The 14,479-nt window shown below is 37.6% G+C and carries 5 protein-coding genes and 2 rRNA genes; 3 read left to right on the plus strand and 4 right to left on the minus strand.

All coding sequences use genetic code 11. The features are described from left to right. Window positions 1–274 precede the first annotated feature (274 nt). Window positions 275–2,467 (plus strand): tetratricopeptide repeat-containing sensor histidine kinase, encoded by a 2,193-nt coding sequence (locus BB050_RS02955; RefSeq protein WP_066032557.1) that lies wholly within the window; start codon window positions 275–277, stop codon window positions 2,465–2,467. 12 nt (window positions 2,468–2,479) lie between these two features. After that, window positions 2,480–3,121, plus strand: coding sequence for a response regulator (locus tag BB050_RS02960; protein ID WP_066032558.1), 642 nt, complete (start codon window positions 2,480–2,482; stop codon window positions 3,119–3,121). Here the strand turns inward: BB050_RS02960 and BB050_RS02965 are convergent, their stop codons facing one another. Together BB050_RS02965 and BB050_RS02970 are read right to left on the minus strand one after the other, a co-directional pair. After that, window positions 3,122–4,036, minus strand: coding sequence for a PorP/SprF family type IX secretion system membrane protein (locus BB050_RS02965; RefSeq protein ID WP_066032559.1), 915 nt, complete (start codon window positions 4,034–4,036; stop codon window positions 3,122–3,124). A gap of 3 nt (window positions 4,037–4,039) precedes the next feature. Further along, the gene (locus BB050_RS02970; RefSeq protein WP_236940411.1) at window positions 4,040–9,634 is read right to left on the minus strand and encodes an HYR domain-containing protein; all 5,595 of its coding nucleotides are present in this window, start codon (window positions 9,632–9,634) and stop codon (window positions 4,040–4,042) included. A 316-nt stretch (window positions 9,635–9,950) separates the two neighbouring features. On the opposite strand from BB050_RS02970, the gene BB050_RS02975 reads away from it, so the two are divergent. Beyond that, window positions 9,951–10,967, plus strand: a complete 1,017-nt coding sequence (locus BB050_RS02975) for a proline-specific peptidase family protein (RefSeq protein WP_066032561.1) — start codon at window positions 9,951–9,953, stop codon at window positions 10,965–10,967. A 249-nt stretch (window positions 10,968–11,216) separates the two neighbouring features. Here the strand turns inward: BB050_RS02975 and rrf are convergent. Beyond that, window positions 11,217–11,326, minus strand: a 5S ribosomal RNA gene (rrf, locus tag BB050_RS02980). A 144-nt stretch (window positions 11,327–11,470) separates the two neighbouring features. Further along, window positions 11,471–14,353: ribosomal RNA gene (locus BB050_RS02985) — 23S ribosomal RNA — on the minus strand. Window positions 14,354–14,479: the final 126 nt, after the last annotated feature.

Raw genomic sequence — 14,479 nt, forward strand, 5'->3', positions numbered from 1 at the left:
AAATGTAGTCTTACTAATTTACTACAACCAAAAATGCATTCAAATGATTTTAAGAAAGTTTTAGATTTTTAACCAATCATAAAAACCTGATTTACAAAGATTTTAAAAACAATTAATATCACAACTTTGCTTAAAAATTTTATTTTTAGAAATATTATTTTGATTGTTTTGTAGTACTTTTACCAAGCCAGGAATTAATTGGCTTCTTAAATCCCAAGTTTACAAGACTTTAAAAACTATTCTATTTTTTATTTAGGATACTAACCAAAAACGTATGGCAATCTGGTCAGGAAGACTATATTTATTGATTTTCATCTTTTTTTCGTTTGGTCTGCAGGCTCAGATTGAAACGAAAAAGAAGACTTTTATTTCCAGAAATCCCGCAAAAATTAAAGAGGATAAAAATACGCTGGCACTTTATGATTTGTACAATAAAGGTGAAGAGAAAAAGGCTTACAAAAAAGCGCATTCCATTTTAAAATCGGGCACTGTCGACAATAGAGTTCTCGCACGAACTAATCTCCTTCTGGCTTATTATTTCAATAAAAGAGCCATTATCGATTCTTCTATTTATTATACTCATCAGGCTTTAAAATTTAATACTGCTGTAAATGATTCATTAAAAAGCAGGCTTTTTTCACTTGGTTATAATTTGCTGGCCATCAATTATAAAAAAAGAGGTTTGCTGAATGAAAGTAAAAAATGGCACTTAAAAGGTATTGAAGCTTCTCAAAAATATAACGAAACAAATCTTTTTTATACTCACACGCACGGTTTAGCACAGACGTACAGTGAGTTGGGCGATTACGACAATGCACTGAAATTGTTCAAACAATGTTTGGAATATAAAGATGACAACGAAATTATCTTAGGAAGTTATATCAATATTGGCGATATTTATTCGAAACTGAAAGATTATGACAATGCCAATATTTTTTACAAAAGAGGAAAAGTGCTCTGCGAAAAAACCAATAATAATCAGGGACGGGTTATTGTTTTATTAGGTCTCGGAGAGAATTATCAACTGCAGAATAAATCTCAGGAAGCTTTAAAAATGTTTCAGGAAGCACTTGCTATTGCTGATAAAAGCGAACTAAACCAACTCTCGATTGTTTCCCGAAGCAGTATTGGAGATACCTATATTTCTTTGAAAAAATATAACGAAGCGAAACTGATATTTTCTGAAGCGCTTCAAAAATCTGTTCATTTTGGCCTGCTTCAAAATCAGAGTTATATTTATGATGAATTGAGAAAAATCGCTATTCAACAGGACGATTATAAAAGTGCTTATTCATTTTTTGAAAAATCGACACACATAAAAGATTCCATCAATAATCTTCAGAAAATAAAAGAGATTAATGAGTTAGAAGTCAAATACAAAACGGCACAAAAACAAAAAGAAATCGAAACTTTAAAGTTTGAAAACGAAGCTAGAAAACTGACGCTTGCCAATCAGGAGGAAGCCATAAAAAACATGATTCTGCAAGAGGAAATTTCGAAGAAAAATAACGAAAATACAATTCTGGCATTTCAGAATTCATCAAATAAAAAAAGAAATGAAATTGCTCTTTTAAAGAAAGATCAGCAATTGAAAGCTTTAGAAATCAATCAGCAGAAAAAAATGCGATGGTTTACGGTTATTGCTTTTCTAGTTTTACTTATACCTATAATGGGTCTTTTGTTTCAGTATTACAAACGTTTTAAAGTTCAGCGTTTACTGAATATCAAACAGGCAGAAGTCAGTTCTCAAAAAATTGATGGCATTCTAAAAGAACAGGAATTAGAACTGATAAAAGCTTCGATAAGGGGACAAGACAAGGAAAGAAAGCGTATTTCGCAGGAATTGCACGACAGTATTGGTGGAAATTTAGCTGCTATTAAACTACAAGTCAATCATTTGAATGCTTCTGATTTTTCTACTATTCAAAGAATCAGTCTTCAATTGGATGAAACATATCAACAGGTCCGAAATTTATCGCATACTCTTCTTCCAAAGAAATTCAGCCAGAATAATTTTTTAGAAGTTCTCGAATCGTATTTGAAAAATATCAGTGAAGCAAGCAAAATCAAGATTTCGTATATTCCATATCCGAAGAAAGAAATTAATGAATTGGATGAAAATATTCAGGTTGAGGTTTTCAAAATTATCCAGGAACTTTTAACGAATACGATTAAGCATGCAAAGGCTTCGGAAGTGGAAATCCAGCTGAACTATATTGAAAATATATTGAATGTTATGTTTGAAGATAATGGAATTGGTTTTGAAACGAAAAATAATTCTAAAGGAATTGGTTTTATTAATCTGGAAAACCGCATCAAAAAACTAAATGGCTCTTTTGCAATTGATTCGAAACTAAAAAGAGGTTCCATTTTTAATATCGAAATTCCGATCGCAGAGCCTAAACCTAAAACGAAAATTAAAGGAATTGATTTGAAAAATCAGCTTGATGAATTGAAAAGCAACTAATATATTTGTTGAATGAACCCAGTTAACTTACTTATTGCCGACGATCATACAATGTTTCTTCAGGGAATTATTGCTCTTTTGGAACAGGAACCTAATATTACCGTTATTGACAAAGCGGTAAACGGAATTGAAGCGCTTGAAATCGTTAAAAAGGGAGTTGTAGATTTTGTTATCTTGGATATCAGCATGCCTGAAATGGACGGAATTGAATTGAGTAAAATCCTCAAAAAACAGTATCCAAATGTCAAAATATTGATTGTAAGCACACACAGCAATGTGATGGTTATTTCGAGACTAATTCGAATTGGGGTGAATGGATATTTGTTGAAAAATGCTGAAAAAGTAGAGCTTTTAAAGGCTATTAATACAATTGCTTCGGGAGAAAATTATTTTGCAGAAGAATTAGAAGAAAAGCACCTTTCGAATAGTTCTCGAATTGAAAAACAGGTTTCAAATTTAACCGAACTCAGTTCGAGAGAAAAAGAAATTCTGGTGTTGATTGCACATGAGTATAATACGGCAGAAATTGCCGAAAAAACGTTTATTAGTTTAAATACCGTAAATACTCACCGCCGTAATTTATTGTCCAAATTGAATGCTAAAAATACGGCGGGTCTTGTAAAATACGCAGTCGAAAATGGTTTAGTTGATTAACTAAAATCCCTTTCCTGCCCTGTAATTTAAAACTAATCCAAAAGTGTCGGGAATTACTACATTATCAATTGATTTATTATACGTGCAGATAACCCTGAAATTGTCTGAAAGGTGAAAACCGGCTAAAAAATTCAATGTTTTTGAAGTTCGATAGCCTCCGCCAAATTCTACTTTATTTTTGTAATTGATTAAAAGATTTAGATCGGCCTGAAATGGTGCTCCTTCAACATATTTAAATAATACGCTTGGGTTTATCAGTACTTCTTCAAAACGATTGGTAAAAAATTTGTACCCAAAATAACTATAATAGACATTTTTTAAATGGGTGTTATTGCTCGAATTAAAAGCAGAACTTAACAAATTTGGAGATGATAAACCGAAATAAACCTGATCTCTGTTGTACAAAAATCCAACACCAAAAGTAGGCGTAAAACTGTTTACATTTTCCTGAAATTCTGGATCGTTTTCAAGACCCAAACGGGTCAGGTTTTCGTTGTAAAGCATTGCTCCTGCCGTTACTCCAAATGAAACAATACTAGGATCGTAGGCCCACCATTTTCCATATTTATAATCAGGATCATAGTAAATTTTATACGAATATGAAGTAAAAAAATTGGTTGTATGAGTCACTCCTATTTGGTCATGTGAAATCCCTGCTGCTAATCCTATTTTTTCTCCCCATGTCAATTTATTTACTGAAAGATCAAAATTCTTGGGACTTCCTTCTACTGAATTGAAATATCCGTTGGTTGTCATGGCAATATCTATATCCGAATAATATCCGGCATGGGCTGGATTTATTAAAACGGCATTGTAATTATAACTTGAAAAAACAGGTGTTTGCTGTCCATAGGCTCTTTCTAAAAAAATGATGATTATAAATAAAGCTAAGATTATATTGAATTTACTTTTCATGAATTAACGTTTTAAAACAAGATATCCCTTGGTTTTCTTAAAATGATGGGGCTGATTGACACGGATTTCAAAGAAATAAGTTCCTTCGGGAAGCTGATTGGCTCCAAGATTTCGGCTCTTATTAGCAATTCCACTAAAAACATTGGTGGCGTTGTCGTAACCTTTTGTATGGTAAACCAAATCCCCCCAACGGCTGTAAATCAGGACTTCATTCTCTGGATAATCTGTTATTCCGTCAATTTCCCAAAAATCATTAATTCCGTCTCCATTTGGAGAAAAACCATATTTAGTTTCATCTTTTTCAATAGGAGGAATTACAGTTACAGTCACCAAATCTTCTGTTTCGCACCCTTCTTTGTTTGTAAAAACTACTTTGTAAGTTGTGGTTTCTGATGGTTTAGCAATTGGATTTCCGATTTTACTATTATTTAATCCTGTTGCAGGCGACCATGAAAAAACACCATCTTCTAAAGCAATAGCATACAATTGAATAGAGTCTCCCTGATTAATTTCTGCATCTTCTCCTGCATCAACAAAAATTGGATAGCTGAAAAGCTGAAAGGAGCATCCTGAAACATTGTTACTTTTATCTGAAACTTTTATGGTAATAGTCATTCCGTCTAAAAATACTGCTCCTGGCGCTGGATACTGTGTTATTACAGGGTTTGGATCTGCATTATCAGTGGCAAAAATCATTTTGGTGTAATCCGGAACCTGACTTACACTACAGTCAAACATTTGATCTGCAATGCAAGTAAAAACTGGTGGCTGTGCATCTTTTGCAACATTAATTTTAAAGGTGCACGACGTACTATTTCCACTATTATCTGAAGCATTAATTGTTACATTCATTCCGTCAGTTACATTTGATCCAGAAGACGGAATTTGTGTGACAGTTAAATTCGAATCGCAATTATCAGTTGCAGTAATCATCGTTCGATAATCTGGAAGAACATCTGCAATATTTAAATTCTGATCTGCAATACAAGTAATTGACGGTGCTGTTATATCGGGAGAAGCATTAACTTTAAAACTGCAAGTAGAACTATTATTGGAAACGTCTCTGGCTGTTATAGTAATCTCCATTCCATCTGTAAAAACACTTCCCGCAGACGGATTTTGAGTAATCACAGGATAAGAGTCGCAATTATCATTTGCTGTAACTAAAAGCGTATAATCTGGAATTATACTGCCACATGATAAGGTTTGATCTCCTATGCACGCAATTACAGGCGCTGTCACATCTGCGGAAGCGTTAACTTTAAAACTGCAAGTGGAACTATTATTGGAAACATCTTTTGCTGTAATTGTAATGGCCATCCCATCTGTAAAAGCAGTTCCTGCAGACGGGTTTTGAGCAATAACAGGGTAAGAGTCGCAATTATCATTTGCTGTAACTAAAAGCGTATAATCTGGAATTTTACTGCCACATGATAAAGTCTGATCTCCTATGCATGCAATTACTGGCGCTGTCACATCTGCGGAAGCGTTAACTTTAAAACTGCAATACGATTCATTGTTGGATGCATCTTTTGCAGTGATTGTAATGTCCATTCCATCTGTGAAAGCAGTTCCAGCTATTGGATTCTGCGTAATTACAGGTGAAGCGTCACAATTATCATTTGCTGTAACTAAAAGCGTATAATCTGGAATTGTACTGCCGCACGATAAAGTCTGATCACCTATGCACGCAATTACAGGCGCTGTCACATCCGCGGAAGCGTTAACTTTAAAACTGCAAGTGGAACTATTATTGGAAACGTCTTTCGCTGTAATTGTAATGGCCATTCCGTCTGTAAAAACACTTCCCGCTATTGGATTCTGCGTAATTACAGGTGAAGCGTCACAATTATCTGTAACAGTTATTAAAGCTGTATAATCTGGAATTATACTGCCGCATGATAAAGTTTGATCTCCTATGCACGCAATTACTGGCGCTGTAACATCTGCAGAAGCGTTTACTTTAAAACTGCAAGTGGAACTATTATTGGAAATATCTTTTGCTGTAATTGTAATGGCCATTCCATCTGTAAAAACACTTCCCACAGACGGATTTTGAGTAATCACGGGATAAGGATCGCAATTATCATTTGCTGTAACTAAAAGCGTATAATCTGGAATTGTACTGCCGCATGATAAAATCTGATCTCCTATGCACGCAATTACTGGCGCTGTCAAATCTGCGGAAGCGTTGACTTTAAAACTGCAATACGCTTCATTGTTGGATGCATCTTTTGCTGTAATTGTAATGGCCATTCCATCTGTAAAAACACTTCCCGCTATTGGATTCTGCGTAATTACAGGTGAAGCGTCACAATTATCATTTGCTGTAACTAAAAGCGTATAATCTGGAATTGTACTGCCGCATGATAAAGTCTGATCTCCTATGCACGCAATTACTGGTGCTGTCACATCTGCGGAAGCGTTGACTTTAAAACTGCAAGTGGAACTATTATTGGAAACATCTTTTGCTGTAATTGTGATGACCATTCCGTCTGTAAAAGCAGTTCCTGCAATTGGATCTTGTGTTAGTATGGGTGCTGTGTCTTTATTATCAGAAACTGTAACCAAATTCAAATAATTTGGAACTAAACTTTTACAATTGAGCAACTGATCTGAAAGACAGGTTAAAACAGGCGCTTCGGCATCAGCATCATTTGAAATTTTAAAAGTACAAATCTCAAAATTTCCACTTTTATCTGTAACGGTCAACGTGACATCTTTGGTGACGCCATCAAAAATTGTCCATGGCGCTGGAACTTGCGTTATAGTCGGATTTGAATCACAATTATCTGTAACGGTTATAACATTTTTATAATCTGGAATAGGAAATCCAGTTGAAACAACTTCATTAGAAGGACAATTGGCTATAACTGGTTTCTGAGTATCTGTTACTTTTTTTCCAAAAACAACAAAAGCTTTTCCTGGATTATAATTTACTTTCAAATTTGAACCATAGGAATTGTAAGGATTACCAATTATAATATCACCGACACCATCATTATTAACGTCTCCTGCATAATTTACACTATACTCGTAAAGATAATCAGACATAATTCTAAAATTCTTATCGGTACTTGGACTTACAGTAGCTGTCCAAACCTTTTTTCCAAAAAAGATATAAGTAGTTCCAGGATCATGCACAAAAAAGTCATCAATAGTATCGCCATTAAAATCTCCAGCGTAACCAAAACTATTACCAGCACTTACACCGTTTATTTTAAAGCCATTAGTACCGTCAAGATTTTTTAAATCTACTAGGACAGGAAAAACAGTTTTCCCAAACAAAACATACTGTCCTGTAATAGCAATATCATTAATGCCATCGTTATTTAAATCTCCTGCTTTTTCAATTCCATTATAAGAATCCAAAGCAGTTTCTGAGTTTTCAATTATAAATCCGTTTGTTCCATTTAAAGCTGAAATATTAAAATTTGCTGGAAAGTTATTGGAGCGTCCAAAAACAACATACTTACGTTTTTGATCTGATCCGTTATAAGAGCCTAAAGCAATATCTACAATCCCATCTCCATTGACATCTCCCAAACCAGAAACCGACCGACCCAATTTTCCCGTAGAAGCATCTCCTTCAATTGTAAATCCATTTGTTCCGTTAAGTTCAAAAGTTCTCAATATTGCCGGAAATCCTCCTGCTCTGCCGTACACAACAAAACACTTGCCATTCACTGCTCCCGAACCTGAAGTAATAACTGCAATATCCTGAAAACCATCAGAATTAATATCTCCTATAAGATCTATACTTGATCCTGTAGCTGCATAATTTTCATTGCCTATGAGAGTAAAACCATTAGAACCATTTAGCGACGAAAGTTTTATTTCGGCAGGAAAACCGCTTTTTTTCCCAAATATAATATAGGTATGCCCAGCTTCTGGACCGTAGGACGAATGTCTGTATGGATCACTTACCATAAAATCTCCAATTCCATCGCCATTTATATCTCCCGCACTGCTGACATCGTATCCTGTTAAAGGAAAATTAGAAGACGAAATGTCATTTCGTATCGCAAAACCATTCGTACCATCCAGTAAGCCTAAATCAATATTTGGTGCAAATCCCGAAGCTTTGCCAAATATTACATAAGCAGCACCTGGTATTATCTTATAAATTTTTGAAGCTCCATACCATGGATTATAATTTCCAGGAGCTCCAATAATTAAATCTTTTATTCCATCACCATTTACATCTCCGGCGTTATTAACACTAAACCCAGCTTCTCTGGCTAAAATTTCGCCATAAATAGAGAATCCATTATCACCATAAAGATTATTCACATTTATAGAAGTTGTTTTACAGTCAATATCCTGCTTAACAGTCTTTAATTTTACTAAAAATGTGCAAAAATTAATGTTTCCTGATGCGTCTTTAGCTGTAATGGTAACATTTGTATCTGCTGTAAAAAGTGTTCCCTGAGGTGGAGTTTGCGTAAAAATGAGATCAAAATTATCTGTAAGGTCATCACTTAAAGCAGTTAAATAGGATATATAGTTTGGTAACGTTGAATTTTTGTACAATTCCATTCCTGAAGGACAGCTTAAGACAGGGGGTAAATCTCCCCCCAAGGGATTTATGTAAAAATTACATACTGATATATTTCCTGATGTATCTTTTGCTGAAATAACTACATTCGTTCCTGAAGTAAAAATAGTTCCCGGTATCGGCACTTGCGTTACTATCGGATTAGTGTCACAATTATCTGTTACATGTATTAAGCCCAAGTAATCAGGAATAGCATCCCCAATTGCTAAAGTTTGATTACTAGGGCAATTAGTTATAACAGGTTTTACAGTATCGGCTGAAGCATTAATTACGAAACTGCAAGCAGAAGTATTATTTGAAGCATCTTTTACCATAAGAGTAACTGTCATTCCAGGCGTAAAAGCAGTTCCTGGAGATGGCGTTTGAGATATAATTAGAATTCCATCGCAATTATCACTAACTGTCACCCAGGTTTTATAATCTGGAAGAACTGATCCACATGCCAAAAACTGAACTCCTGGACAGTTTGAAATAACTGGTTTTATAACATCTGGATTAGAAGTAATGGTAAAATTACAATATGATTTATTCCCCGTTTTATCAGAATACTCTATTTCAATAGGAGTTGGATTACCATAAAAAATGGTTCCTGCTGCGGGAGTCATTTTATATTTTAAATTAATACTGCAATCATCCTTGAGATTCATAATGGGACTTATTGCATAATTTGGTATAACATCGCCACAATTTAATTTAATATTTGTCGGACAAGTAAATGTTGGAGGAGCTACATCTGGATTAACAGAAGTAACAATAATGCTGCAACTGCTTGTGTTTCCTGCATCATCTTTAGCCGTAAATTGAATTTCCATTCCATCATAAAAAAAAGAGCCTTCTCCAGGATATTGAGTTACATCTATCTCAGTATCAAGATTATCATTTACAGTTAACAGATCAAAATAACTCGGAACAAGCATCCCACAAGTCAATTTCTGATTTGGAGGACAAATCAATATGGGAGGTTCTGTATCAGCAGCAGATTTGGCTATTTTAGAAGTAAATTTGGTGACAGCTTTTATTTTTCTACTTACTGACTTCATATTGTTATCATTAATAAGCGTAACAATATTTGAATCTGACTTAGTAAAATCTTTTTCCTGCGCATAAACTGTTACAAAAGAAAAAGAAATTATAAACAGTAAAATTAAATTTGTTTTTTTAGTTAAAATCTTAAATTCGACCATGCTGAGGTATTATAATTTGCAAATACTATTTAAAGCGCAAAACTATAATCTCGCTAATTCTCTCACATCACTATAAATAGTGATTTTTAAATTCCACATAAAATAATACAATCAAAAAGTACACTGCGAAATTTAATTTGTAAATTAGTCTAAACCATTAAAAACTAAAATCATGCGTAGTATCATTGCTCTTTCCTCTCTTTTGCTTTTAACATCTTGTAAAAATGAAAACAATACTAATATCTTATCAGACTATTTTACATATGAGAAAGAAAAAGTAGAAACTGCAGGGGTAAAAATGATACCAATAAAAACACCCGTTGGAGAATTTAAAGTTTGGACAAAACGTTTTGGCAATAATCCAAAAATTAAAGTTTTACTACTGCACGGAGGCCCAGCAATGACGCATGAATATATGGAATGCTTTGAGACATTCTTCCAGCGTGAAGGTTTTGAGTTTTACGAATATGATCAACTAGGATCATACTATAGTGATCAGCCAAAAGACAGCAGTTTATGGACAATTGACCGATTTGTAGATGAGGTAGAGCAAGTTCGAAAAGCCATTAATGCTGATAAGGACAATTTTTATGTATTGGGAAATTCTTGGGGCGGAATATTAGCAATGGAATATGCATTGAAATATCAACAAAATATGAAAGGATTGCTAGTTGCTAATATGATGGCAAGTGCTCCAGAATATGGTAAATATGCCGATGAAGTTCTGGCAAAACAAATGAAACCAGAAGTTTTAAAAGAAATTAGAGATTTAGAAACTAAAAAAGATTTCGAAAATCCGCGTTACATGGAACTTTTGATTCCAAATTTCTATCAAGAACATTTATGTCGTTTAAAAGAATGGCCAGACGGATTAAATCGTGCAAGTAAACATGTGAATTCTGAAATATATACATTAATGCAAGGACCAAGTGAATTTGGTATTAGTGGGCGTCTGGCTAAATGGGATATTAAAAATAGACTGCATGAAATCACTATTCCAACTTTAATGATTGGAGCAAAATATGATACTATGGATCCAAAAGCAATGGAAGAACAGAGCAAATTAGTTAAAAAAGGACGTTATTTATACTGTCCAAACGGAAGTCATTTGGCAATGTGGGACGATCAAAAAGTATTTATGACTGGCGTAATTCAGTTTATTAATGATGTAGATAGTCACAAATTTTAATTTCCTAAAAAACATAAAGTACTAATTTAAAGCATTTAAAAAAACATAGCGTTTCCCTTTGGGTTGTGTTGTCCCTTGGATCTTTTGCGAATGAAGCGATAAGAAGCTCTCACATCCCTTAAAAGGAGCCGTTTCCATCCCTGACGTATCTGTTTGGGAAAAAGTTTTAGGGCAGCTGCATTGCGGGATTTCCAAAAATTGCCATAAAACAGAAAACCCCGTTTCGTTTAGAAACGGGGTTTTTCAAAAGAAAGGCGACGACATACTCTCCCACATGACTGCAGTACCATCTGCGCTGGCGGGCTTAACTTCTCTGTTCGGGATGGGAAGAGGTGAGCCCCGCCGCAATAACCACCTTAAGGCTATTCGCTGCAAGCAGCTTCCGACTGTTAATTATCAATTCTAAATTATCAATCAGACAATATCTTAACATACTGGGATAAAGAAACAAAGAGTTTTTTTTAGAAAGTTCTCTCCCCCGATCTGCATCGGGGGAAAAGGGTGTGCATAAGCTTACGGATTATTAGTACTGCTCGACTGTGACATTACTGCCTTTACATCTGCAGCCTATCAACGTGGTCATCTTCCACGATCCTTAAAAGAAATCTCATCTTGTGGTGGGTTTCGCGCTTATATGCTTTCAGCGCTTATCCCTTCCAAACGTAGCTACTCTGCGGTGCCCCTGGCGGGACAACAGATACACTAGAGGTTTGTCCAATTCGGTCCTCTCGTACTAGAATCAGATCCACTCAAATTTCTAACGCCCGCAGTAGATAGAGACCGAACTGTCTCACGACGTTCTGAACCCAGCTCGCGTGCCACTTTAATGGGCGAACAGCCCAACCCTTGGGACCTTCTCCAGCCCCAGGATGTGACGAGCCGACATCGAGGTGCCAAACCCCCCCGTCGATATGAGCTCTTGGGGGAGATCAGCCTGTTATCCCCGGCGTACCTTTTATCCTTTGAGCGATGGCCCTTCCATGCGGAACCACCGGATCACTATGCTCTACTTTCGTACCTGATCGACCTGTATGTCTCTCAGTCAAGCTCCCTTATGCCATTGCACTCTGCGCACGGTTACCAAGCGTGCTGAGGGAACCTTTAGAAGCCTCCGTTACTCTTTTGGAGGCGACCACCCCAGTCAAACTACCCACCAAGCACTGTCCCCCGCAATACGGGGTTAGGCCTCAGATAAACAAAGGGTTGTATTTCAACAATGACTCCAAAGCGCCTGGCGACGCCCCTTCACAGTCTCCAACCTATCCTACACATCATTTATCCAAGGTCAATACTAAGCTATAGTAAAGGTGCACAGGGTCTTTTCGTCCCACTGCGGGTAAACGGCATCTTCACCGTTACTACAATTTCACCGAGCTCATGGCTGAGACAGTGTCCAGATCGTTACACCATTCGTGCAGGTCGGAACTTACCCGACAAGGAATTTCGCTACCTTAGGACCGTTATAGTTACGGCCGCCGTTTACTGGGGCTTCAATTCAATGCTTCTCCGAAGATAACATCTCCTCTTAACCTTCCAGCACCGGGCAGGTGTCAGGCCCTATACTTCATCTTGCGATTTTGCAGAGCCCTGTGTTTTTGATAAACAGTCGCCTGGACCTCTTCACTGCGGCCCCGATTGCTCGGGGCGACCTTTCTCCCGAAGTTACAGGTCTATTTTGCCTAATTCCTTAGCCATGAATCTCTCGAGCACCTTAGGATTCTCTCCTCAACTACCTGTGTCGGTTTACGGTACTGGTTCTTACTGCCTGAAGTTTAGAGGTTTTTCTTGGAAGCCCTTAGGCGCGCTATCTCTTTGTCCGAAGACTCCGAGTACTATCGCATTTCGCCATCTTCTACGGATTTGCCTATAGAAGATATAGCTAGGTGCTTTAACGGACTATTCCGTCAGTCCGCGGCGCTTTCATCACTCCGTCACCCCATCACAGCAATAAGAAGTACGGGAATATTAACCCGTTGGCCATCGACTGCCCCTTTCGGGTTCGCCTTAGGTCCAGACTAACCCACAGCTGATTAGCATAGCTGTGGAAACCTTAGTTTTTCGGTGTGCGGGTTTCTCGCCCGCATTATCGTTACTTATGCCTACATTTTCTTTTCTGACCGGTCCAGCATACCTTACGATACACCTTCAGCCCTGTCAGAATGCTCCCCTACCACTTGCACATACATGCAAATCCATAGCTTCGGTAATATGCTTATGCCCGATTATTATCCATGCTCGTCCGCTCGACTAGTGAGCTGTTACGCACTCTTTAAATGAATGGCTGCTTCCAAGCCAACATCCTAGCTGTCTGGGCAGACAAACCTCGTTCTTTCAACTTAGCATATATTTGGGGACCTTAGCTGATGGTCTGGGTTCTTTCCCTCTCGGACTTGGACCTTAGCACCCAAGCCCTCACTGCTGGTAAACATTATATAGCATTCGGAGTTTGTCAGGAATTGGTAGGCGGTGAAGCCCCCGCATCCAATCAGTAGCTCTACCTCTATATAACTATATCCAGCGCTGCACCTAAATGCATTTCGGGGAGTACGAGCTATTTCCGAGTTTGATTGGCCTTTCACCCCTACCCACAGGTCATCCGAAGACTTTTCAACGTCAACCGGTTCGGTCCTCCACTGTGTGTTACCACAGCTTCAACCTGCCCATGGGTAGATCACACGGTTTCGCGTCTAACACTACTGACTAAAGCGCCCTATTCAGACTCGCTTTCGCTGCGGATCCATGGCTTAACCACTTATCCTTGCCAGCAGCGTTAACTCGTAGGCTCATTATGCAAAAGGCACGCCGTCACCCCACGAAAGGGCTCCGACCGCTTGTAGGCGCATGGTTTCAGGATCTATTTCACTCCGTTATTCACGGTTCTTTTCACCTTTCCCTCACGGTACTGGTTCACTATCGGTCTCTCAGGAGTATTTAGCCTTAGCGGATGGTCCCGCCGAATTCAGACAGGGTTTCACGTGCCCCGCCCTACTCAGGATACCGCTATCCATTACATTTGTTGCCCGTACGGGGCTGTCACCCTCTATGGCGCTCCTTTCCAGAAGCTTCCGGTTCCTCATGCATGGAATCTCGCGGTCCTACAACCCCAACTATGCCGTAACATAATTGGTTTGGGCTAATCCGCGTTCGCTCGCCACTACTTACGGAATCACTTTTGTTTTCTTCTCCTCCGCCTACTTAGATGTTTCAGTTCAGCGGGTTTGCCCACCTATCGGTGTGCTATATCTTCAATATAGCGGGTTGCCCCATTCGGATATCTGCGGATCAACCGGTGTGTGCCCGTCCCCGCAGCTTTTCGCAGCTTATCACGTCCTTCATCGCCTCTGAGAGCCTAGGCATCCCCCATGCGCCCTTATTTTGCTTATTGCACCAATCATAAAATCAATTATGACCGTTTTTTTTGTCTTTATTATCGCTAATAAAAACGCTTTCTACTTTCTTATTATTTTCTTATCCCAATATGTCAATGAACTTTTATCTACCGTTTTTACGAT

The sequence above is a fragment of the Flavobacterium anhuiense genome, assembly GCF_001705175.1.
In the GTDB taxonomy this organism is placed as follows: domain Bacteria; phylum Bacteroidota; class Bacteroidia; order Flavobacteriales; family Flavobacteriaceae; genus Flavobacterium; species Flavobacterium anhuiense.

Coding starts and splice junctions, on each gene's coding strand:
- BB050_RS02955 (WP_066032557.1), top strand. CDS start 275: ATGGCAATCTGGTCAGGAAGACTATATTTATTGATTTTCATCTTTTTT.
- BB050_RS02960 (WP_066032558.1), top strand. CDS start 2,480: ATGAACCCAGTTAACTTACTTATTGCCGACGATCATACAATGTTTCTT.
- BB050_RS02965 (WP_066032559.1), bottom strand. CDS start 4,036: ATGAAAAGTAAATTCAATATAATCTTAGCTTTATTTATAATCATCATT.
- BB050_RS02970 (WP_236940411.1), bottom strand. CDS start 9,634: ATGAAGTCAGTAAGTAGAAAAATAAAAGCTGTCACCAAATTTACTTCT.
- BB050_RS02975 (WP_066032561.1), top strand. CDS start 9,951: ATGCGTAGTATCATTGCTCTTTCCTCTCTTTTGCTTTTAACATCTTGT.